Here is a 22,989-nt window from a genome sequence, read left to right as displayed (position 1 = left end):
CTGAAGCGATAGCAGAAAACTCTTTAATTCATTGGATAAATTTGTTCCTCAAATTTAAACCTGGAATATCGCATAAGAGGAGTAGCTAAATGGCCGACGAAGATCCTAGCGCGCGCTGCCCGATGGGCGGAAAAGGCGGCGGTGCGGGCACTGTCCGTTCGCTGCTCGGCCGGACCAACAAGGATTGGTGGCCCGACGTTCTTCCGGTCGAAATCCTTCACCAGCATGGCGTGTCGCCCAACCCCATGGGCGAGGACTACGACTATGCAGAGGCGTTCCGGACGCTCGACTATGCGGCGCTGAAAGCCGATCTCACCGCGCTGATGACCGACAGCAAGCCCTGGTGGCCGGCGGACTATGGTCACTACGGCCCCTTCATGATCCGCATGGCGTGGCATGCCGCGGGCACCTACCGAGTTACCGATGGGCGTGGTGGCTCTTCGTCAGGCCAGCAGCGCTTCGAACCGCTCAACAGCTGGCCGGACAACGGGAACCTCGACAAGGCACGGCGCCTGCTATGGCCGCTCAAGCAGAAGTACGGCAAGCACATCAGCTGGGCCGACCTGTTTATTCTGGCCGGCAACGTCGCCATTGAGAGCATGGGCGGCCCGACCTTCGGCTTCGCCGGCGGCCGCAAGGACGTGTATCAGTCCGAGGGCGACACCTATTGGGGCGCCGAGGAGCAGTGGATCGGGCACGCCGAGCATAAGTCGCGGATCCGCCCGGACGAGGAGCTCGAGCTCGAAGGGCCGCTGGCCGCCGACTCGATGGGCCTCATCTACGTGAATCCCGAAGGCCCCGGCGGCAATCCGGATCCTCTCGGTTCGGCCCGTGACATGCGCGCCACCTTCTCGCGCATGGCGATGAACTCGGAGGAGACGGTCGCGCTTACTGCGGGCGGCCACGCCTTTGGCAAGACGCACGGCGCGAAGCCCGCCGAGAATTTCGGTAAGGAACCTGCTTCGGAAGCCGTGCACATGCAGGGCCTCGGCTGGCTCACCGACAGCGAGGAGATCGGCAAGGGCCACATCACCACCTCGGGGATCGAGGGTGCGTGGTCTAACAACCCGACGAAGTGGACCGGCGACTATTTCCGCCTGCTGTTCAAGTACGAGTATGAGCTGACGGAAAGCCCCGCGGGTGCGAAGCAGTGGACGCCGATCAACCAGGAATGGGAGGACATGGCTCCCGACGCGCGCGACCCGAGCAAGCGCGTGCCGACGATCATGACGACGGCGGATATGGCTCTGAAGATTGACCCTGAGTTCCGCGCGATTTCCGAGCGGTTCCGTGACGACCAGGCGGCGCTCGATGACGCCTTCGCGCGTGCCTGGTTCAAGCTGACCCACCGCGACATGGGTCCGAAGGTCCGTTACCTCGGGCCGGAGGTGCCGGAAGAGACGCTGATCTGGCAGGATCCGGTGCCCGAAGGAACGACGCCCAGCGATACCGATGTTACGTCGTTCAGGGAAAAGGTCCTGGCCTCTGGCCTCAGCGTTGGTCAGCTCGTGAAGACCGCCTGGGCCTCCGCCTCGACCTACCGCAAGTCCGATCACCGGGGCGGTGCCAACGGCGCGCGTATCGCGCTGGAGCCTCAGAAGGATTGGGCGATCAACGAGCCCGCGGAGCTTGCGACGGTGCTTGCCAAGCTTAATGAGTTGCGCGGTGCGATGTCGCTTGCCGACGCGATTGTTCTCGCGGGTTCGGTGGCAATCGAGAAGGCGGCGAAGGATGCCGGTTTCGAGATCAAGGTGCCGTTCACCTGTGGTCGCGGGGATGCAACACAGGACTGGACCGACGTCGAGAGCTTCGCATGGATGGAGCCGCAAGCCGATGGCTTCCGCAACTATCTCAGGACGCGGCAGACCGTGAAGACCGAGGAGTTGCTTCTCGACAAGGCTTCGCTGCTCGGTCTGTCGGCTCCCGAAATGACGGTTCTGCTCGGTGGTCTGCGCGTGCTGGGCGCCAATCACGGCGACAAGCCCGAGGGCGTGTTGACCGATCGCAAGGGTCAGCTGACCAACGACTTCTTCGTTAATCTGCTCGACAACGAGACGTTCTGGCAGCTCGTCGACACGGCGAGTGACGAGGAATTCATCGGACACGACCGTGGCGGGAAGGGCGAAAAATGGCGCGCCACCCGTACGGACCTGGTGTTCGGCTCGAACTCGCAGCTGCGCGCGACGGCCGAGGTCTATGCTGAGAATGGTAACGAGGAAAAGTTCGTCAAGGACTTCGTCAAGGCCTGGGTGAAGGTCATGGATGCCGACCGTTTCGACGTGACCGCCAAGCCGGTGACTTCGAACATCGCGACCTGACCGCGGCTAGAACGGGAGAAAAGGCGGTCGCGAGAGCGGCCGCCTTTTTTTGTTTGGAGACCGCTGAGCGCACTGGCTGAAGGTATCCCACCCTTGGCAGTAAACGGGACACGCTACTAACATCGCGAGGTTCACCGCGGATAGCGAACGCCAATTAGCGCTGATATCCACAGACAATTTTTGAGCGATACGTCCAAACGGCGTGTCGTAAATCCAATATGAGGCGGAAACCGTGCGCTATGGCCCTTGAAAAAGGAGCCGGCCGATGAACCCCCTCGAACCACAGGACGTCACACCCGAGATCGATCGCGAGCATGTTGATGCTGCGATCGACGAAGCCGAGGAGGAGAGCTTTCCAGCCAGCGACCCCCCGTCCGGCTCGCGGTTCGACTAGGCCGTGCATATGACCGGAGTTCAATTCGGAGCGGTCGACGTCCAGCAAAACCGGCAATCGGCCAGTTGATTGCGGACGGCTTCGTGGGCGACCCGGGCGGAAAGGAGTAGCGGATCTATCAGACGGACGTCCCATGGTCCCATTGCACGGCCCAACGAGCTAAGCGCTAGTACGACAGGCTCATTTCGCGGTACCTAATGCGTTGCCGAACGAAGAGGAAGAGATCACGCCATGCACGACACAACCACGGCGTTGGTCATCATCGTCGACGACGATCCGCTCGTCCGCGGTGCTCTCGACAGCCTGTTTCGATCCGTCGGCTTGGCAACCGCCTGCTACGGCAGCGCCGCCGAAGTCTTGGGCGCGCCCATGCCCCAATCGCTGTGCTGTATGGTCGTCGACGTCCGGATGCCGGGCATCGGCGGTTTCGAGTTTCATGATACGCTTGCCGCGCGGGGCGTCAGCGCCCCGATCATCTTCTTGACGGGCCACGGTGACATCCCGATGGGAGTAAGGGCGATGAAGGCCGGCGCCGTCGACTTCCTGACGAAGCCCGTGCGCGACCAGGACATCCTGGACGCAGTGAACACGGCGCTGGCGAAGGGCCGTCAGCGTTTCGCGAGCGATCGCGATGTGGCGTCGTCGGTCGCGCGACATAGCGCGCTGACGCCGCGCGAATCGGAAGTCATGGCAGGCGTCGTTCGGGGTCTGCTCAACAAGCAGATCGCCGGTGAGCTCGGCATCGCCGAGATCACGGTCAAGATGCACCGCGCTAACGTCATGAAGAAGATGGGGGTCCGCACCGTCGCCGATCTCGTCCGATCGGCAGAACGCCTTGCTCGAGCAACCGACCAACATGGGTGATCCCTTCTTCTTCGCGCCACACCGACGCACGGTGCAGGAAATGGGAGGCAAGCGCTTCAGCGGCGCCATCGCATTGCGAGTCCAGATCGCGGCATCGGCACTGGTTGGACGAATGCCGGGCGGGGATGAGGCCTCGAGCGGGGGATCGGAACCATCAGCATGACCACGCCGATCCGCATAGCCGTAGTCGACGATCATCCTTTCCTGCGGGACGGAGTACGTGCCGTTCTCGACACCCAGGCCGACATGGTCGTCGTTGCGGAAGCGGAGCGGGGCGAACAGGTGCTCGAAATGTTCGAGCGTCACAATCCGGACATCATCCTCATGGACCTGCAGATGCCCGGCATGGGCGGAGTTGCAGCGATCGAGGCGTTGCGCGCCGTGCATCCCGGGGCCCGAATAATCGTACTGACCACCTATGCCGGCGATACGCGAGCTCTACGAGCACTGCGATCCGGCGCCGCCGGCTACCTGCTCAAGAGCAGCATGCGCAGAGAGCTGCTGCTGGCGATACGCTCGGTGCACGCCGGCAAGCATACGACCGTGAAGCTCGAAACGGATCTTCGCGGTCAGACTGATGAGGCCATAACTACGCGGGAACTCGAGATACTGAAGCTCGCGGCCGATGGAAATTCGAACAAGATGATCGCCATACGCCTTGGCCTGACCGAGAGCACGATCAAAGGGTATATGAAGACGATCCTCGCCAAGCTCGGTGTCGCCGACCGAACCCACGCCGTGATGATCGCCGCAAAGCGAGGCATCATCAATCTATAGTTCGCGCCGCAGAGGCGGTTCTGCGCCCAATGAACCAGATGCAAGGGACTGCTCACCTGCCGATGCTCGCAACGTACTGAGTTGGACATGACCGCCGATAACGAAAGTGGAGGCAACACGGTGCAAGGTGCCTGCAGATGTCGCCTCGATTTTGCGGACCAGGTACGCCTCGTAAACCCCGGCCTTGCAAGCACCGACGAAACCCATGTTCACAGAATTCAATACTGCGCCCATGCTACGTCCATGAATTCGAAGCGGCGACTGCGGCATCCGACGATCATGCGAGGTTCTCGGCCCTTTCGATCCATGCGGTCGAGCATGCTGGCCCTATCGTTCGGACTCAGCGCAGTGCCGGCTGCAGGACGAATAGCACTCGATCATGCCCCCATGAACGACGTGAAGCACGTCAGCTGGCAGATGGAGAACGGAGCGCCAAGCCGGATCGGCGCGTTGGGACAGTCCCGCGACGGCTATCTTTGGATCGGCAGCGTCGAGGGGCTTTTCCGTTTCGACGGAGCGGCCTTCGAGAAGATCCGACCCGAGCACTGGCGCGGGGGACCCTTCGTCGTTTCTGCAATCCTGGGCGCCAGTTCCGGCGACGTGTGGGTGGGACTCGGACGTAGCGGCGGCGCGATGATCTACCGTGCCGGTCGGCTCCTCGACACGCATATGCCCAACCCGTCTCGCGAGGTGGTTGGCATGGCGGAGACCCGTAACGGTGCCGTGTGGGTTGCTCGCGGCGGCCGGATCGTCGACACCCTGGCTCTCTACCGCAATGGCCGCTGGGAGCGGGCCGGCGCCGACTGGGGGCTGCCGACTCAGCGCGCATGGCAGCTGCTTGTCGCTCGAGACGGCGCTCTCTGGATAGTCCTGAACGACAGAGTGATGCGTCTAGCGCCCGGGGCCAGACGCTTCGAGAAGACCGGAGGATACGTGACATGGAGGGCAAACATCGCCGAAGATGCGTCGGGGCGGATGTGGGTGTCCGACGGCAACGGCACGCGCCCTTTGGATCTGCAGGCTCAAAAGGGGCCCTCAGCCGCATCAGGGCATTCGCCGCGACGCCGTTCGAGCACTACCATCCGGTTTGACGGCAAGGGGCGGCTTTGGGGCACGACCCCGGCCGAAGGCCTGTTTCGAATGGACGCTCCGCACGACCCGGGTTCAGCGAACCGTCGTGCGGTTTCGCAGTCGAGGAAATGGTTCACCGACGCCGACGGAATGACATCCGACCAGGCACGCTCCCTGTTCGTCGACCGTGAGGGGAACGTATGGGCCGGGACCGAACTCGGACTGGACATGCTGCGAGACGCCGACGTGAACGTCGAAACGGCCATCCCGGCCAATTCGGCGGAAAGCTACCACATCGCGGTCGCAGACGAGGGAACCGTCTACGTCACCGATGCCGACACCCTGTATCGAATCAGAGCAGGACGGTCTCCCGAAAAAGTCCTGCGAACGGCTACGAACCCGGCGACGTTATGCCCGGCGCGCGACGGCGGAGTCTGGCTGACGCTCCGCGATCGTCTCCTTCGGGTCACCGCCGACCGGGTCGAACGGTTCGCAAAGCCGATAAACTCGACCTACTACGGCTGCGCTGAAGACCGTGACGGGCGGCTTTGGCTGCCAGCCGTGGACGCCGGCTTGCTGTGGCGTCAAAAAAGCGGTGCCTGGCAAAGCTGGCCCGGTTTCCGCGCCGGTGTCGGAGTGCCTGGCGACGTCGCTCTCGATGCACGCGGTAAGGCGGCCATACTGTTCCGCAACAGGCCTCCGACGTTGAAGGGCGCTCCATTCATAAGCGTCGTCAAAGAGCGGCTGCGCGTCGGCAATCTCGAAAGCCTTCTGCCTGGACGCAGGCTACTGATGGTAGGGGGCGCGCAAGGCTTGGCGGCGTTGACGGAAGGTCGGGTCCTGACGCTGAGCGCCAAGGAATATCCATGGGTCGGGTCGATCAACGGCCTCGTCCAGACCGTATCCGGGGACACCTGGACCATCGGGGACGCTGGAATTGTCAGGATGCGCACAGCGGCGTTGGACGCCGCTTTCAAGGCACCCGGCGTGCCCCTTCCCCGCCGGATATTCGACTTCAATGACGGCGTGAACAGCTTCGCTCAGAAGGCGTCAGGACCACAGGCGGTTGCGGGGGGAGACGGCAGGCTGTGGTTCCTGACGCGTCGCAACGTTCTAACCGTCGATCCGCGGAGGCTTGAACGCAACTCCATGGCGCCATCGGTCTCCATCAGGTCGCTGATCGTAGGAGACCGTCACTTCCGCGACCCGCTGAACATCGAACTGCCTGGAGGGACGACGACGCTTGCGATCAACTACACCGCGACGAGCCTTACCGTCCCTTCGCGGGTCCGGTTCCGCTACCGGCTTGAGGGAGCCGACGCGAACTGGATCGACGCGCAGAACAGGCGCGCTGCCAGCTATTCCGACCTTGGGCCCGGGACGTATCGCTTTCGCGTCATCGCCAGCAACAACGATGGAGTGTGGAACCGGGATGGAGCGGATGTGCGCTTCACCATTCTCCCGACCCTCGTCCAGACATGGCCCTTCCGTCTGGCGGTCTTGGCGGCGTTCGGCCTTCTCCTCTGGATCCTGTATTCGCTGAGGCTGAGGCAGGTGAGCGCACAGATACGCGGGCGCACGGAAGCGAGATCGGCCGAACGCGAACGCATAGCACGGGAACTGCACGACACCCTCCTGCAGGGCATGCAGGGACTGATCATGCGTTTCCACGCGATCGGCGAACATCTGTCGGAGAGCGATCCGACCCGGACTTCGATCGATCAGACCCTGGATCGGGCGGATGATCTCCTTATGGAGGGACGCGAGAGGGTGCGAGATCTGCGCAAAACCCACGACGCCTGCCTGGAAGCGTTGCTACGCGAACTAGCCGATGCACAGCCGTTCGATCCGTCCACGAAGGTACAGGTCGTGAGCAATGGCAACGCTCGTCCCATAAACGGTCCGATCGCCGAAGAAGTAGGACGCATCGCAGGCGAGGCAATGTTCAATGCCGCCCGGCACGCGGAGGCGGACCGCGTCGAAGTCCGGGCGGATTACGGTCGCAAGCGTCTCGTGGTCACCATTCTGGACAACGGCATCGGCTTCGACGGGGATGGCCCGCGACGTGCCCAACAGCAGGGACACTATGGCATGCTCGGGATGCACGAGCGCGCTGGTCGGATCGGAGCACGAGTCGACATCGTCGGGCGGCTTGGACAGGGAACGACCGTGGTCGTCACCATCCCCGCATCACTTGCGTATCGATCGGAAGCTGGCAGCCATTCCAATCCGTTCGGGCGCCTCTGGTACTTTCTGACCAAAGGATCCCAGGCTCGTCCGGTCTGAGCGCGGGCGACCACACAGACCTGTGCCTTCCTTTGACCGTGTGGCTTCACTTCGCGCGTGAACCGCACATCTTCTATCGTTCCAGGCGCGGAAGTGCACGGCATCACCGAAACTCCAGAATCGGGTTTCGCGTTCGCAGGGCCGGCGCGAATTAGCGTCCGGGACTCTCCCCCTATCGGAAGCTCGACGATCTCAACCCCTGGTCGAGAGGCTCTCATACCGCTCGAAGCTCTTCTGCATGTGTGCACGTGCTGCACGAAATGCTCGAGATGGATCTCCTGCTTCGATGGCGGCGTAGATCGCCTCGTGGTCCTGGTTGATCGTACGGGCGTGGGCTTTGTGCGTCTCGGGATCGTCCGCCTGAAGATAGAGCTTTCGCGACGGAACTAGTCGAACGCCGAGGAATGACGTGAAGCGCTCGAAATAGTCGTTCCCCGTGGCCCTTGCGATCGCGGCGTGGAAGGCGGCATCAGCCATCACCGAACCGTCGACTTCCTCGCTGCTGTCCATCGCCGCGAGAGCTTCGCGCATCGCTGCGAGATCGCTTGCCGATCGACGCTTCGCAGCGAGTTCCGCCATTTCGCTCTCGAACCCCATCCGCATTTCGAGAAGCTTCAGGACGTCCTCGATCGCCTCCACTTCCTCCGGTGCCAGCTGGAATGCTCTATAATGCGCGGCGGGAGCGACGAACGCGCCGGCGCCGCGGCGAGACTCGAGCAGTCCCCGCGCGGATAACCGCGCGAATGCTTCACGCACTACGGTTCTACTGACGCCGAAATCATCTTCAATCTGCTTTTCGGTGGGAAAGCGGTCGCCGGGATTGAGGGCACCCGTCTCGATCCGAGTTTCGAGCTGCCGAACGAGATCATCGGCTAGCGTGGCGGCCTTCGTCACTTTCATACGCGTCTTTATCACCCTAAAGAGGGAGTGGCAGCCCACTCTTTAGGGGGCTAGCGGGCTCACCACCAACTGCTTCGGTAAGCCTCGAGGATCAAAGCGATTTTCTGTTCGCATGCCGCCGGACACTCCGCGGCGCACCGACGATCATCCGCATCGAGCTCTGAGTCAGAGTTGCCGCCCTTGCTGGCGGTGTCCTCGACGCGGAAAGACCAATCATCCAGCAACGTTGTCATACAACTCGTTGACGGGTCGCGTGAACCGTGCTTGTATGCCGACGGCGACAACGAGCGCCATCGAGTCGTGCGGCTAGATTGGGCTCAGGCCACATACCATGCCGTCGATGCGAGAGGATGATGTCTCCGAGGCATCCCGGGAACGCCGAAGGCGTGCCGAGATCGCGACTTCGGACAGGAGGGCAAAAGATGACGTATCCGACATACAGCGTTTTGCGAATGACATCGATCATCGTGGCCGTAGCAACAAGTTGTTCCGCTGCGTTCGCCGAGTGTTCGATTACGATTCCCACCGCTACCAGCACGGCTTCCTATGGAACGCTGCAACTGCCGGTCGACGCCAATGGCGACGGGAAGCCCGATACCGTTTCGGGTAGCCAACTGCCGAGCTACTCTAGCCAGTTCTTCGAACGGCAAACCGCCGCCCGCGTCGTCATGAGGGTTCCCTCCAGCGGCTTGGCCACTACGCCGAACTCGAAGTATCCGCGGTCTGAACTCAAGGAGAACCGGACTTGGAACGTGAACGACGGCTGCGCCGCGCAGGCGGCGCGGGTTAACATCTACGACCTCCCGGCAAGCGGCGACATCGTCATCGGTCAGATACATCAGGAGGCTACGACGCCACGCCCGCCGGTCGAGCTGCACTACACCAACGGGACGATCCATGCGGACGTGCTACAGAAGAACACTACCGAGTCGGGAAGTCCGCGCACGCGCCTGACCATCAAGACCGGGATCCCTACGCACCAGTTCTTCAGCTATTCGATCACTCTGGAAAAGGGTGGCCTGTTGAGGGTCACCGTCAACGACAAGTCGCAGACGACTTATCTCGACTCGAGCTTCGACAACAGCAAGCTGTACTTCAAGGCGGGGAACTACACGCAGGACACCAACGGCGGCAGCTCGGTTGGGTTCGAGGGGCTCAGCATCAAGCACAACTAGGAACGACACGCGCGCTTCCGTCTCAGACCGGCACGTAGCGATCGACATCGCGAGAATCGACCTCGGTCGTCGCGATGTCGGTTGCGCGGCAAGCCTTCCTGCGATCAGATCGCCGTTCGACGAATTGGCTCGGAACAAGCCGAACACACCGCCTGGTCGGCGCGTCGGCCACATGGCAGAGTACGGAACGCGTCGCGCGCGATCCATTTCGGCTTGGCGGCGTACTAGGTTACTTCGACGGGCGAACCTCGCTTCGACTGCTCCATGGCTTCGATATAATGGTGGATCGCCTGAACGACGACGGAGCCTTCGCCCACCCCGGCGGCCACTCTCTTGACCGAGCCGGCCCGTACGTCGCCGATCGCGAAGATCCCCGGCTTGGCGGTAGCGTACGGACAGCCCAGCGGGCGTCCGGACTCGTCGTTGCCCGTCACGACGAAGCCATTCGCATCCAGCGGCAGGCAGTCCTGTAGCCAAGCGGTATTCGGCTCGGCTCCGATCATGACGAACAGTGCGCCGCACGTTATGCGGGTCGTCGCCCCCGTCCGTACGTCGCGCCACTCCACCTCATCGAGCGTGGGATCTCCATGGAGGGCACTCACCTCGCTGAATGGGTGCAGCGTGATCGTGGGAGACAGCGCGATCCGTTGCACGAGATAGTCCGACATGGTTGCAGCGAGTCCGGACTTCCGGATCAGCATGTGGACGTGCCCCACGTGTCGGGACAGGAACATGGCCGCCTGCCCGGCGGAGTTCCCGCCGCCGACCACGACCACGTTCTGGTTCTCGCATAAGGATGCCTCCATCGCGGTAGCGGCATACTGTATGCCAGCGCCCTCGTAGAGTTCGTAGCCGGGTACCGAGAGGCGCCTGTACCGCGCACCTGAAGCGACGACGACCACGGACGCCTGCAGGGTCTGCCCATCCTCGAGCTCGATCCTGTGGGGTGTGCGGGAGCAGTCAAGGCGCGTCGCCGCTCTCGACACGGCGATGCGCGCCCCGAACTTCTGAGCCTGTATCTGCGCGCGTCCCGCCAACGCCTGACCGGAGATTCCGGTCGGAAAACCAAGATAGTTCTCGATGCGGGAGCTCGTGCCGGCCTGTCCACCGGGCGCCAGACCCTCGATCACTACGGTCCTCAGACCTTCGGATGCGGCGTAGGTCGCTGCGGCCAACCCGGATGGACCCGCGCCGACGACCGCGACGTCCCAGACCTCCTCGGAAGAGAAGGGCTCGGTGAGACCCAGCTTGTCGGCGAATTCCATTATGCTCGGATTCCGCAGCACGGCTCGATCGCCGGTCACGACGGCCGGCAGATCGGAGAGCTCGAGACCGGCTGCTACCATCGCATCCGCGGCGCTCACGTCGGTCATGGTGTCGATCAGCCGCACCGGGTACCCGTTCCGGATGGCGAAGCGCTCGAGCCGGAGGGTATCCGCCGAACCACCGGGTCCGATCAGGGTCACGCCGGCTTCCCCATGATGGACGAATCCCATCCGACGCAGAATAAAGGCGCGGATGATCAACTCGGCTATATCTGGTTCCGAGGCCATCAATCTGCGGAAGTCCATCGCAGGCACGCGCAGGATGCGGGCCTGCGTCAGAGCACAGGCGCCCACCAGGAGCGACCGGGCGCTGAGGTGATCGAGTTCGCCAGTGAACTGGCCCTGGCGATGAACGGTCAACAACCGTTGCGTGTCTCCGTCGTCTGCCCGGAAGATGCCGATCTCGCCATCCAGGACGACGAAGAAGTCGGCCTTGCGTTCGCCACGGGCGAAGAGGACGGCGTCCTTCGCAACCGTCTCTTCGCGACCGTACGCACGAACCCGCTCGATCATGGCTTCGGATAGAACAGGAAAGATCTGTCCTGCCCGGGCGTACGGATCCTCGGTGGGAGTCGGCGCGTGGCGCATGAGTCGAGATCTCTTCGATGCAGGGAGCCCATCGGACCCTGGGAACTGACTTCAGGTATCCGTTCGGTCCGCCGACCGATTGGCCGGCACTGATCAGACTTGTACTGGAAGCCCACATTCGCGAGCTGATCGATCCTGGGTACGCAATCAACCTCGCGGACGCCTATGCGTTGCACGACCGCAACTTGTTCGACATGGCGCTAAAGCGGTAGGCGCTTACCCACCGCGTAGTAACGACAACGCCCACCATCTTGCCGGAGGCGACGCCGGTCGATTGATCGAAGGGATGCCTCGCTCGGAGCGGGTCGAACTCGTGCCGGCTTCGAAGAAGGGATAGCCTGTGCGGCCCACCCCGTATGCGCGTCGACCGTTGTAAAGTTACGCGGAGGAGAACGTGGCGTCGGATTCCGATGACGCCGTCGCTTTCATACAAGACATCAGTAGGCGAATGGCATGAGGATCGCCGGATGAACAACGAGATCGATCCCTCGAAGAACAAGCTCACCCGGAGCAAGATTGCGCGAGCGAAGGCTCACCACACCACGGTTGCGACGCCTGACCTGTGGTCGGTCGAACGCCTGCCGCCGGGGCAGCATCTGACCGAAAAGTGGCCGGTACTCGATCTCGGCATCGTGCCGGAGATCGCTCCGCGGGACTGGACGTTGTCGATCGACGGCATCGTTGGCGGACCAGTGGTTCTCGCCTGGCATGATTTCCTGGACCTTCCCCAGGTCGAGCTTCGGTCGGACATCCACTGCGTCACCGCCTGGTCGCGTTACGACAACGAATGGGCAGGCATCGCCACGTCCACCTTGGTCGTCGAGTTTCCGCCGCTGCCGGACCGGGCTCATGTCGTCCTGACGTCCCACGACGGCTATACCACGAACCTGACGCTTGCGGACTTCTCCAATTCGGGCGCTCTGCTTGCCCACAGCTGGTCCGGCGAACTTCTCGCACGCGAACACGGAGGCCCGGTCCGCGTGGTCGTCCCGCATCTGTATCTTTGGAAAAGCGCCAAGTGGCTGCGGCGGATCAGCTACGTGTCGTCGGACGAGCCCGGCTTCTGGGAGACCCGAGGCTACCACAACCGGGGAGACCCTTGGCGTGAGGAACGCTATTCGTAGGCCCGTCTCGCACTGTAGCCAAACGTGCGGCCGTTCCTTCGCCTCCTGGCTCACCGCCAACCGAGTGCCGGCGCGACGTGCTTCAGGATCGCGTCGATCACATGCGCACAGTAATCCACGCCGAGCTGGTTGGGGACCGTCAACAGCAAGGTATCCGCTTCCTCGATAGCTTCATCCGCTCGCAGCTGTTCGACGAGCCTGTCCGGTTCGCCCGATTACGACCTGCCGAAGATCGCGCGCATTTCGTCGATGATTCCAATCTGGTCGCTGCTCTCGCCGCGACCGAAATATGCTCTGTCCCGATCGTCCATCAGCGCGAATAAGACGCAGCAGGCCGGGTGGGTTGGGAAACATCGGTCTCGGGCTCGGTTGCGCGAAGCCATCGCCCTTCAGCAGGTCCAGGAAGACCTCGGCGTGACGCCGTCCCATGTCCGCGTCGGTCTCGCCTTCTTCGGGAGCGTACCCGAAATGACGCCAGCCATTCACGACCTGCTCGGGCGAGCCACGACTGAGTCCGAGCTGCAGCCGGCCACGGCTGATCAGATCGGCGGCGCCCGCATCCTCGACCATGTAGAAGGGGTTCTCGTAGCGCATGTCGATGACGCCGGTGCCGATCTCGATGCGGCTCGTCTTGGCTGCGACCGCGGCCAGCAGCGGGAAGGGCGAGGCGAGCTGCTGCGCAAAGTGATGGACGCGGAAGTAGGCGCCGTCGGCACCCAGTTCCTCGGCCGCCACGGCAAGGTCTATCGACTGCAGCAGCGTGTCGCCCGCGGAGCGAGTCGCCGACTGCGACGACGGCGACCAATGGCCGAACGACAGGAATCCGATCTTCTTCATATGACCTCCATAAAGCAACGTGGCTGACGGTGGGGACCAGAGCCCGGGCGGCGATCAGTTCCTGTTGCGCTCGAGCCGTTCGATCGTCACCGCCAGCGCGGTCGATACGTTGGCTGCGATGAGATGCTCGCCGATCGAGTCAGCGAACTTCAAAGTATCGTCCAGAAGCGTGCGGATCTTCTCCAGAAGCTGTGAATTCTCGACACTCATCTGGCACTCCTCTGCCACGCCCATCGCAGGGCCTTCGCGACCGGAACACGCGTCAGCGCGACAGCGGTCAGCAAGACTGTTCGCAAACCGCCGGAAAGTACCGTCGATGCACGGGCCAGAGCGTTCCACGACCTTCCTTCGGGATTGGACTACGCGGGGACCATGAGCCAGTCGCGTGCGCCGAGCTTGGCGATTCGCTTGGCGATTTGGATGAAGCGCACATGCTGCGCTGCGAGCCGGGCGCGCTCCCGATACAACGGAATCAAGCCGGCCTTCGGGTCGGCTGACGGAATGAACGGATCTCGGGGGCTCAGCCGCGATCGCCCCGGAAGCCCGAACTCATAGCCGACTCGTCGGTATCCCCGACCTTCCGGCTATGCTTCGCGATGCTGCATCGCGGTGCAGGTGAACATAGGGTCGTAGTTGCGCCGCCGGCGATGCCGGCGGCGCAGAGCATTCAGGCCGCGTCGACCAGGACGATCTCGCTGTCCTCGATGGCGGTGACCCGCAGCGTCTCGACCTCTGAGATCGCGACGCCGTCGCGCTCTCCTACGCGCTGTCCTTCGATCTCGACCGCGCCCGATGCCGGCACGAGATAGCCGCGACGGTTCGCGCCGAGGGGATACTCGGCAGTCTCGCCGGCTTTGAGCGTCGCGCCGACGACGCGGGCGTCGGTACGGATCGGAAGCGCGTCGTCGTCACTGTCGAAACCGCTGGCCAGCACCACGAACTGCCCGGAACGCTCGCCCTTGGGGAACGGCTTCGCACCCCAGGCCGGCTTCTCGCCCGAACGGCTCGGCTGGATCCAGATCTGGAAGATCTTGGTGGTGACGTCCTCCTCGTTGAATTCCGAATGGGCGATGCCGGTGCCAGCCGACATGACCTGGACGTCGCCGGCCTCGGTCCGTCCGGAATTGCCCATGTTGTCCTTGTGCGTGATCGCACCCTCGCGGACGTAGGTGATGATTTCCATGTCGCGATGGGGGTGGGCCGGAAAGCCGGACTTCGGCGCGATCGTGTCATCGTTCCAGACGCGGATCGAGCCCCAGTTCATGCGCGAAGGATCGTAGTAGCTGGCGAACGAGAAGTGATGCTTCGCATCGAGCCAGCCGTGGTTGGCGCCGCCGAGCTTCGAGAAAGGACGAACTTCGATCATGTCGTATCTCCTGGATGCGGGGACATCGATCCTCGCTGCCCAACCCAGATAAGCCCTATCGACTTGCCCGTTCAGGGCGATAAAGTCTCGGGTGTCATTCGAGGAAGTTGAAATGTCGAACCCGGGTACGCCGACCTACGAACAGCTCCGGACATTTCTAGCGGTCGTCGACAGCGGCAGCTTCGCCGCCGCGGGTCGGCGGCTCAACCGAGCGGTTTCGGTGGTCAGCTACGGCATCGCCAACCTGGAAGCGCAGCTCGGAGTGCTGCTCTTCGATCGGGAAGGAACTCGCAAGCCGAAGCTGACAGTCGCCGGACGAGCGGTGCTGGCGGAGGTGAGAGCCATCGGCGAAGGATTCGATGGACTGCGTGCCAAGGTGAAAGGACTGCTCGAGGGGCTCGAGGCGGAGGTCAATCTGGCCGTCGACGTCATGGTCCCAGCCGACAGGCTGGGCGCGATCCTCCGCAGCTTCAATGCCGAGTTCCCCACAGTCGCGCTGCGACTGCATGTCGAAGCGCTCGGTGCGATCACATCCCTCGTTCTGGAGCAGAAGGCCGTGATCGGCATCTCAGGTCCGCTTTCCGCCGGCGTTGAGGGCGTGGAGAGCGTATCGGCCGGATCACTAGCGATGGTGCCCGTCGCGGCCCCCGACCATCCACTTGCACGCCTGGAGCGGATTCCGCCCGGTGCGGGACGCGAGCACATCCAGCTGGTGCTGACCGATCGATCGCCGCTCACCGAGGGTCGCGACTTCTCGGTCATGAGCTCGCGGACCTGGCGGCTCGCCGACCTTGGCGCCAAGCACTCGCTGCTGCGCGAAGGCGTCGGTTGGGGCAACATGCCCCTTCCGATGATCGAGGGCGATCTCGCCTCTGGAACTCTCGTCCGATTGGCCATGCCGGATCACCCTGGGGGCATCTATCGCTTCTCGGGCGTCTGGAGGCGGGACCTGCCGCCAGGACCGGCGGCCTCGTGGCTGTTGCAGCAGTTCGTTGCGCGTGGAGCGTCCGATGGAAATACAGAAGAGCTCGGCGACGTATGATGCATATCCAACGGCATTGGCCGGGACCGATACTTGGGATCCGATCACAGGTAAGATCGCCAAGGGGACGGTCGTCCGCGTGAACGAGTAGCTTCGCGCAGGAATCCTCGAACACGGCAGGTCGCTACGACTTCGCGAAGCGCGGCACCTGGCGCGACCCTCGTCCGATTAGGTGAAGGTTAAAGTTCGATCAGACCGCGCCGCGCTGCAAGAGCAACGGCGTGCGTCCGATCGACCGCATCGAGTTTCTGGAATATCGTCTTCATGTGGCTCTTGATCGTTTCCTCGGAGACCCCCAGGCGAGCGCCGATCTGCCGGTTCGAACTCCCGATCGCTGCAAGTGCAAGTACGCTGACCTCGCGGTCGCTCAAGGGGTCGCCTACGGCGTTCAAGGCAATGTCGGTCGCTACCGCGGCGTTCAGGTGCTTGCCTCCGGCATGGACCGACCGGATCGCGTCGAGGAGCTCGGTGCGAAGACTGCTCTTGAGCAGATAGCCCATCGCGCCAGCCCTGAGCGCCTTCAACGCCTGAGCGTCGCCGGAATAGGTCGTCAGAACGATTATCCGCGCATCGGGGCTCACGGTTCTGATCCGCGTGATGGCTTCGACGCCGTTCATTCCCGGCATCTGCAGATCCATCAGGACGATGTCTGGCAGATGTTCGGCATACAGCCGTATCGCTTCCGTCCCGCTGCATGCCTCGGCTACCACGGTCAGATCCGGCTGGACTTCGATCATGGCGCGGACCCCGTCGCGTAGGAAGGGGTGATCGTCGACGATCATGACGCGGGCAGGATCTGGCACGGGGACTATCTTCCTGCGATCGTTTTGAACGCCGACCGTAATTCATCCGCATGCGTCTGGAAATCCGTCGCGCCCGAGCAGAAGGTCCAGCGTTCCAGTACATGCGCACGACGGGCGGGAAGCGTACCCAGCAGTCCTGCCATCATCGGCTCCCCTGTGCCAGCAGACAGTCTACGCGGCATCCCGCTGTCCGAAAGCGAAGGAGAGAATGCGACGCTCTGCTTGTCGAGGCGCAACGCCTCTGCCGCGGCCACCGCCACCGCATCCCGGAGCACGGACGGCGACCAGTCCTGCGGCGTGCCCAGGCCGACGATCAGGACCGCATCGGCCTTCACCGGCGCGGCGGGCGCGCCGAGAACCATGGTCTCCCCAAGCGCGCAGCGAAAGATGCCGTCGGCCCGTAGACGGGTCAGCGCGCCCTGAAGGGCCTGGTCCAAGCGAAGAAGCGCGCCGGTCGGACTGTCTCCTACGAACTCCCGAGTGAACATGCCTACCACCGTAAGCGACACATCCGCATCGACGGCGTTGCAGATGTCGATCTGGACATCCGTATTTTCCCACCGGCCGATGGTCTGAGGGGTGATGGGCGAGTGATTGTCCGTCGATGCCAAACGCTGAACTCCCGTACCCGGCGAAGCATAGCCGGATGTTGAACGACAACTTGGTCGTCGACGTGGGGTTGGCATCGGGAAGGCATCACGTCGTGGACGCGAATGATGTTTTCGGACGATCGTTGCGATAAATTTCATCCGGGCAGCATGGGACGTCGACATGTGCCGTCCGTCCAAGTCCCGTTCGGTGCGCACAATGCGCGATGCGGACCTTAAGCCATCTGGAAGCATCATCATTAAAGGAACGACGATGGCCTTCGACCCAACGAACCCTTCTGTTTCGACGGTCTCGCGGCGCGGCCTGATTGGCGGCGCGACCATGGCGATCGGAGCGGCGGCGGTTCTCGGCGAGACCCCTTCGGTCGCTGCGGTCGCTCCGGCCGCAGGAAACGTCGGAGACGGCTTCGTGACCGCGACCGACGGCGCGCGGCTCTTCTACAAGGATTGGGGCAAGGGACAGCCCGTGATGTTCCATCACGGTTGGCCACTGACCGCTGACGACTGGGATGCGCAGATGCTGTACTTCCTGGGCCACGGATACCGCGTGATCGCCATGGATCGGCGCGGGCACGGACGTTCCACGCAGACGACCAGCGGCAACGACATGGATACGTATGCGAGCGACGTCGCGACGCTCGTGAAGGCGCTGGACCTTCGCAACGCTATCCACATCGGCCACTCGACCGGTGGCGGGGAGGTGGCACGATATGTAGCGAGGCATGGCCAGGGGCGCGTAGCGAAGGCCGTGCTCGTCAGCTCGGTACCTCCGATCATGGTCAGGACGCCAAGCAATCCCGGCGGCCTGCCGAAATCCGTGTTCGACGGGTTCCGCAGCCAACTCGCAGCCGATCGAGCCGAATTCTACTGGCAGGTCCCGGTTCCGTTCTACGGGTTCAATCGACCCGGCAAGCCGGTGATCGAGGGGGTCCGCAGGAACTGGTGGCGTCAGGGCATGATGGGCGGAGCCAAAGCGCAGTACGATTGCATCGCGGCGTTCTCGGAGACCGATCAGACCGGCGACCTCAAGGCGATGACGGTGCCGGTCCTCGTTCTCCAGGGGGACGACGATCAGATCGTGCCGTACAAGGATGCGGCACTTCTTCAGGCGAAGCTGATCCCGAACAACACGCTGAAGATCTACCCGGGCTTTTCGCACGGGATGCTGACGGTCAACGCGGACGTGCTGAACCCGGACATCCTCGCATTCCTCAAGAAGTAGGAAACGACCGATCTACGGCTTGATGGAGACCCTGCCGTCAACGACGGAAGCGTCTCCATCGACTTTCGGACTCTGCGTCGCGATCGCCAGCGGTGGACGTCGCGCGGAAATGCGACCCCAGGTCTGGGCGGCGACATCGGGCTCTTCCGAAGCATATCGCGAAATTTGCCCAGATGGAATCGAACCTGGGTCGTATCCTGCACTGGTGCGGAAAGAACGCTCTCGGGTCGGCGACGGCCGTCGTCAGCGGCGGCCCGCCTCGAAGTGACGCGCCGCGTCCGCCCATTCCGATGCGGCACGGTTCGGCGTCGGACCGACGATGCTGAACAGATTGCCCATGTACTCGGCCGACGCGGTCCAGGTGCCGTCCCCGGACGCCCGTATCTCCACCATCACTCGACCGCCGCCGACCGACACCAGCCGTCTCAAACGATTTGACCATGATGGCCGGCGAGTGCCGACGTCTGCGACTGGGAATGGCGCAAGGAGGTCATGACGGTCTCCCCGCGCCTGAATCTTGCGGCCTATGAACGTATCGGATGCCGCCACTACAACGCGGCCTGACGATGCCAATGAACCCGACGATTGTGGAGAGCGCGATCAAGGCTCGGCTGCGATGGAGCTCCCGGAAATCCATGCGAACGTCTCCTTCCTGAACGGTTCCGGTCCTCGTCCGACCCGAGGGGAAGGAGGTCTAGGATATGCAGGCTCCGCTTCCTGAGCGAGGCTCGGGGACTCTCCGATATGTCGGCTCGGAAACGCCGCCTCGGCATTGGGACGGGACAGTGCAGGTGAGCTGCTACGGAATTTTCCAAAGACCCGACCCGCAGCGGCAGTCGGTTGAACTAACATCGAACCCGGTTCGGCCCCGGCGATCGCCGGGGCCTCTCCGATCAACGGGCAGTCGCCGCCTCTTCGATGAGATCCGCAACGGCCTTCGGGTTGGACGTCATCACGACGTGCGACGCGCCGGCGATGACGACGGTCTTCTTGGAACCCGCGCGCTTCGCCATGAAGGCCTGGACCGCCGGCGGGATGTTCTTGTCGGCGGAGCCGTAGATGAACCAGTTGGGTCGCGTCTTCCAGCTCGGCGCCACCGTGGGTTCGTTCAACGCGCCCTCAGTGATGGGGCGCTGCGTCGCCGCCATCAGGGCCGCCTCGGGGGCGGGAACGTCGGCCGCGAACTGAGACGGAAACTTGTCCTGCTGAATGTACAGATCCTTCGAGCCGTCCGGAAGGACGACTGGGGGAGCCAGGGTGGCGCCAAGCGTCGCGCCCGGGAACTTCCCCGTCAGCCCGGCGCTCGTCTCGCCCGCCTCGGGAGCGAACGCGGCGACGTATACGAGCGCCTTCACGTTCGTCGCGCTGTTTGCGGCGTCTGTGATGACGGCACCGCCGTACGAATGCCCGACGAGAACGACCGGAGCCTTGATCGAGTTGACGACGCTGGCGACCGACGCGGCATCCGTCTTGACGCTGCGCAGCGGATTGGATGCCGCGACGACGGAATAGCCGTCGGCGCGGAGGCGCTCGATGACGCCGTTCCAGGATCCGGATTCCGCGAACGCTCCATGGACGAGCACGATCGTCGGACGCTCGGCAGGACCGGCCTTGCCGGACTGGGCTGTCGCTGCCGTTATCGGGAACAACATGGCCATGGCCATCGGGATATACGCGAACGTCGTCATTCCGGGTCTCCTAAGTACAGAGGCGAAGGCGCCTTCCATATCGACGTTGCTCGCACCGCCGATGTCGGTCTTGGCGAATATCATCACGAATAGTACGGTCGGATCACACTATCTCGCTTGCCCACGCCGCACCGCGATCAGGCGGGCTTGATCATGTCGCGAGCATAGTCGAGACCGATCCCGTATCCGCCCCCATGATCGACGACGATGGAACGAGACGCCTCGTAGGTGTCGTGCCGGGTCCAATCGCGCTGCAGTTCAAGCAGAAACTGGAGCCAGGAGGTCATGACCGCTCCGGCCTGTTCCATACGCCGGAGCGCGGCGTCGTGGCTGGCGGAGGTCAGCCCCCCACAGGCATCGGCGACGACGCGGACCTCGTGGCCCTCCGCCAAAGCCGAAAGCACGGGAAAGCTGACGCAGGCTTCGGTGAGAAGGCCGGCAATGACGATCACCCTGCGGTCCGAAGCCAGTATGGCCGACTTCGTCGCTTCGTCCTCCCACAGATTCATGTTCCGACGTTCGATCGGGGTTGCCCCCGGAAGAACCGCTCGCAGCGGCGGCATCAACGGGCCGCTGTAGACCTTCGACGCCGACGTGCTGACGACGATGGGCACCTCGAAGGCGACGGCGGTGCGAGCGAGCGCCACTGCATTGCTTCGAAGCACCTGTCGGTCTGAGGAGCCCGCTGCGAAGGCGAGTCCCGCCTGCTCATCCACGAGCACCACGGAGCAGTCTTCGGGACGGAGAAGTGGGCTGCCGGTCATGGGGACCTCCTGTGTTAACGTCTCCGTCTAGAGCTTCGTGCCAATTCGCTCTTGGTCAGAATGCGCACGGCTTGGATCAACCGACTGAGAATTGCCGGGCAACAGGGTGACGGCCGTCGGACGTGTTGCCGGCCGCTAGATCAACCGAACGCGCCTATGCTACCTCGACCTCGTGGGAATGGCTCCGTGCGCTGCGTGACTTGGACTCCGACGCATGCGGAAGAGTCAGTTCGACGACTGCGCCTCGCTCGTCCCCGTTGCGCAGGAGGATCGTTCCTCCCAAGCTGTCCATCGCGGCCTGGCAGATCGAGAGACCGAGACCCATGCCGGCCTCCTTCGTCGTGAAGAACGTCTGGAACGCGCTTTCCTGGGAGCCTTCATGCCACCCGGGTCCCTGATCGGCCACCATGATCACCGCGTTGGTGCCGCCGTTCAGCCCGGAGAGCGTCACCACGCGTTGGTTCGGCGGCACTGCTTCCATCGCCTGCAGGGCGTTGACCACCAGATTCACCAGCACCTGCTTCAGGAGGATCGGGTCGCCCTGGACCGCGATCGGGGTCGGCGGAAGATCGAGTACGATGCGTGCCTCGTGATCCGCGACCTCGCGCGCGACCAGAACCGCAGTCTCGTCGAGCAGTGCGTTCAGGTCGATCGGAATGGAGACCATGTCGGCCTTCCCAACCAGCGACCGCACTCGCTGGACGACGTCCCGGGCATGACGGGACGCCTCGCCCAGATGGATCAGCGCTGCGGTGACCTCCTCGAGGTTCGGTTGGTCCCGCCGCATCCATCGGAGAGCTGCATCCGAATAGCTGTGGATGGCGGTCAGCGGTTGATTGATCTCGTGAGCGATCAGTGCCGACATCGCACCGAGGGCGCTCGCACGCTGCGCATGCGCCAGTTCGGCGGTGGTCCGCACGACCTGGGCCTGCAGCGCCTTCTTCTCCGCGATGTCGAGGATGCTGCCCGGCACACGGTCGAGAGGCTTGTCGCCGCCAAGACCGAAGGCGACGATGATGTCGATCCTCCTTCCCGACAGGGCCTTTACGCAGGTCTCAGCTTGGAAGACGGTTCGCCGTTCGTCAATCGCGACGATGCAGTCGGCAAAACTCTCGTCCGTCTCCGGAAGGAACATGTCGAGATGCGAGAAGAACGCCTGCTTCGTCGCAACTCCCATCATCTCCAGCGCGGTCGCGTTGACGTCCGTGATGCGGACCATTCTGCGGGCCTCGATCACGAAATCGGGGTTTTCCGCCACATAGCGCCGCATGTCGGTGCAGCCGTTCCGCCTGACCTCGGCTATCGCTGCCTGCACGCGCGTGAAGTCGTGCTCCCAGATCGCGACGGCGAGCGTGTTGAATACGGTTTCGTAGCGCGCTTCGCTGTCCGTAAGTCCCGCAGCGATGTCGCGAGAACGAATGAGTAGACCAGCCGTAACGAAGTTCGCTGCCAGACTCACGCCTAGCCGAAGTGCCGCCCCGACGTTCAGATTCGAGCCGCTGTCGAGCACGAATGCCATTACGGTCAGCGCGGCGCAGGCCGAAGACCAGATCACGACGCGCGATCGCTTCGCGTCGTCGCTGGCGGCAAGAAGGAGCACCAGAACGTAGAGGACGGCCACCGCGCCGCTAAGCCGGCTGAGAAGGTCGCCGGCAAACACGCAAAGGGCCGCAAGTGGAGCCGCAACGCTGCCGAGTGCAGGCTTGGCAGCCTTCCATCCGTGACCGGACGTTCTTTCGAACGGTTTGGCTGGGCTCTTCGTCACGCCGTCCAACGTAGCGCGCGACACGTCTTGCGTTCAGCCCCGCGTGGGGGCTTCCGCGCCCCCCCATTCGTA

At 63.2% G+C, this 22,989-nt stretch carries 20 protein-coding genes; 9 read left to right on the top strand and 11 right to left on the bottom strand.

Features of this window, described 5'->3' with window-relative positions; genetic code table 11:
• Positions 1 to 89 precede the first annotated feature (89 nt).
• From katG to SJY20_RS01085, 5 genes are all read left to right on the top strand, one after another.
• On the top strand, positions 90 to 2,318 hold the full coding sequence (gene katG, locus SJY20_RS01105) for a catalase/peroxidase HPI (RefSeq protein ID WP_380784762.1): 2,229 nt from the start codon (positions 90 to 92) through the stop codon (positions 2,316 to 2,318).
• A gap of 265 nt (positions 2,319 to 2,583) precedes the next feature.
• Positions 2,584 to 2,712 carry a hypothetical protein gene (locus SJY20_RS01100; protein ID WP_380784761.1) on the top strand — a complete coding sequence of 43 codons (129 nt, stop codon included), beginning with the start codon at positions 2,584 to 2,586 and terminating at the stop codon, positions 2,710 to 2,712.
• A gap of 231 nt (positions 2,713 to 2,943) precedes the next feature.
• Complete coding sequence (locus SJY20_RS01095; protein WP_380784760.1) at positions 2,944 to 3,576, top strand: response regulator transcription factor; 633 nt, start codon at positions 2,944 to 2,946, stop codon at positions 3,574 to 3,576.
• 159 nt (positions 3,577 to 3,735) lie between these two features.
• Positions 3,736 to 4,353, top strand: coding sequence for a response regulator (locus SJY20_RS01090; RefSeq protein WP_380784759.1), 618 nt, complete (start codon positions 3,736 to 3,738; stop codon positions 4,351 to 4,353).
• Positions 4,354 to 4,740: 387 nt separating this feature from the next.
• Positions 4,741 to 7,710 (top strand): triple tyrosine motif-containing protein, encoded by a 2,970-nt coding sequence (locus SJY20_RS01085; RefSeq protein WP_380784758.1) that lies wholly within the window; start codon positions 4,741 to 4,743, stop codon positions 7,708 to 7,710.
• Between the two features lie 192 nt (positions 7,711 to 7,902).
• On the opposite strand, the gene SJY20_RS01080 is transcribed toward SJY20_RS01085, so the two are convergent.
• Positions 7,903 to 8,610, bottom strand: coding sequence for a FadR/GntR family transcriptional regulator (locus tag SJY20_RS01080; protein ID WP_380784757.1), 708 nt, complete (start codon positions 8,608 to 8,610; stop codon positions 7,903 to 7,905).
• A gap of 422 nt (positions 8,611 to 9,032) precedes the next feature.
• Between SJY20_RS01080 and SJY20_RS01075 the strand changes: the two genes are divergently transcribed.
• The gene (locus SJY20_RS01075; protein WP_380784756.1) at positions 9,033 to 9,785 is read left to right on the top strand and encodes a polysaccharide lyase family 7 protein; all 753 of its coding nucleotides are present in this window, start codon (positions 9,033 to 9,035) and stop codon (positions 9,783 to 9,785) included.
• 224 nt (positions 9,786 to 10,009) lie between these two features.
• Here SJY20_RS01075 and SJY20_RS01070 read toward each other — a convergent pair whose 3' ends face one another.
• Entirely contained in the window at positions 10,010 to 11,623 is a 1,614-nt protein-coding gene (locus SJY20_RS01070) for an FAD-dependent oxidoreductase (protein WP_380784755.1), read from the bottom strand.
• A 542-nt stretch (positions 11,624 to 12,165) separates the two neighbouring features.
• Here SJY20_RS01070 and SJY20_RS01065 point away from each other — a divergent pair.
• A complete protein-coding gene (locus SJY20_RS01065; protein WP_380784754.1) occupies positions 12,166 to 12,822 on the top strand; it encodes a sulfite oxidase-like oxidoreductase in 657 nt (218 codons plus the stop codon).
• 171 nt (positions 12,823 to 12,993) lie between these two features.
• On the opposite strand, the gene SJY20_RS01060 is transcribed toward SJY20_RS01065, so the two are convergent.
• The 3 genes from SJY20_RS01060 to SJY20_RS01050 all read right to left on the bottom strand — a co-directional run bounded on the left by SJY20_RS01060 (position 12,994) and on the right by SJY20_RS01050 (position 15,025).
• Entirely contained in the window at positions 12,994 to 13,659 is a 666-nt protein-coding gene (locus SJY20_RS01060; protein ID WP_380784753.1) for an LLM class flavin-dependent oxidoreductase, read from the bottom strand.
• 54 nt (positions 13,660 to 13,713) lie between these two features.
• Positions 13,714 to 13,869 carry a hypothetical protein gene (locus SJY20_RS01055; RefSeq protein WP_380784752.1) on the bottom strand — a complete coding sequence of 52 codons (156 nt, stop codon included), beginning with the start codon at positions 13,867 to 13,869 and terminating at the stop codon, positions 13,714 to 13,716.
• A 457-nt stretch (positions 13,870 to 14,326) separates the two neighbouring features.
• On the bottom strand, positions 14,327 to 15,025 hold the full coding sequence (locus SJY20_RS01050; RefSeq protein WP_380784751.1) for a pirin family protein: 699 nt from the start codon (positions 15,023 to 15,025) through the stop codon (positions 14,327 to 14,329).
• Positions 15,026 to 15,137: 112 nt separating this feature from the next.
• On the opposite strand from SJY20_RS01050, the gene SJY20_RS01045 reads away from it, so the two are divergent.
• Positions 15,138 to 16,067 (top strand): LysR family transcriptional regulator, encoded by a 930-nt coding sequence (locus SJY20_RS01045; protein ID WP_380784750.1) that lies wholly within the window; start codon positions 15,138 to 15,140, stop codon positions 16,065 to 16,067.
• Positions 16,068 to 16,246: 179 nt separating this feature from the next.
• On the opposite strand, the gene SJY20_RS01040 is transcribed toward SJY20_RS01045, so the two are convergent.
• Both SJY20_RS01040 and SJY20_RS01035 read right to left on the bottom strand, forming a co-directional pair.
• Complete coding sequence (locus SJY20_RS01040) at positions 16,247 to 16,849, bottom strand: response regulator (protein WP_380784749.1); 603 nt, start codon at positions 16,847 to 16,849, stop codon at positions 16,247 to 16,249.
• Between the two features lie 26 nt (positions 16,850 to 16,875).
• The gene (locus SJY20_RS01035; RefSeq protein ID WP_380784748.1) at positions 16,876 to 17,481 is read right to left on the bottom strand and encodes a M17 family peptidase N-terminal domain-containing protein; all 606 of its coding nucleotides are present in this window, start codon (positions 17,479 to 17,481) and stop codon (positions 16,876 to 16,878) included.
• A gap of 196 nt (positions 17,482 to 17,677) precedes the next feature.
• Here SJY20_RS01035 and SJY20_RS01030 point away from each other — a divergent pair, with 196 nt between their 5' ends.
• Positions 17,678 to 18,700, top strand: coding sequence for an alpha/beta fold hydrolase (locus SJY20_RS01030; protein WP_380784747.1), 1,023 nt, complete (start codon positions 17,678 to 17,680; stop codon positions 18,698 to 18,700).
• Positions 18,701 to 18,943: 243 nt separating this feature from the next.
• On the opposite strand, the gene SJY20_RS01025 is transcribed toward SJY20_RS01030, so the two are convergent.
• The 4 genes from SJY20_RS01025 to SJY20_RS01010 all read right to left on the bottom strand — a co-directional run bounded on the left by SJY20_RS01025 (position 18,944) and on the right by SJY20_RS01010 (position 22,773).
• Positions 18,944 to 19,093, bottom strand: a complete 150-nt coding sequence (locus SJY20_RS01025) for a hypothetical protein (RefSeq protein ID WP_380784746.1) — start codon at positions 19,091 to 19,093, stop codon at positions 18,944 to 18,946.
• Between the two features lie 500 nt (positions 19,094 to 19,593).
• On the bottom strand, positions 19,594 to 20,472 hold the full coding sequence (locus tag SJY20_RS01020; RefSeq protein ID WP_380784745.1) for an alpha/beta fold hydrolase: 879 nt from the start codon (positions 20,470 to 20,472) through the stop codon (positions 19,594 to 19,596).
• Between the two features lie 53 nt (positions 20,473 to 20,525).
• Complete coding sequence (locus SJY20_RS01015; protein WP_380784744.1) at positions 20,526 to 21,152, bottom strand: hydrolase; 627 nt, start codon at positions 21,150 to 21,152, stop codon at positions 20,526 to 20,528.
• Between the two features lie 154 nt (positions 21,153 to 21,306).
• Complete coding sequence (locus tag SJY20_RS01010; RefSeq protein WP_380784743.1) at positions 21,307 to 22,773, bottom strand: sensor histidine kinase; 1,467 nt, start codon at positions 22,771 to 22,773, stop codon at positions 21,307 to 21,309.
• Between the last annotated feature and the right edge of the window lie 216 nt (positions 22,774 to 22,989).

The organism is Sphingomonas sp. R86521 (assembly GCF_042466235.1).
GTDB lineage: Bacteria > Pseudomonadota > Alphaproteobacteria > Sphingomonadales > Sphingomonadaceae > Sphingomonas.
Note: the sequence above shows the minus strand (reverse complement) of the source record. Positions and strands in the feature narration are given on the sequence as shown.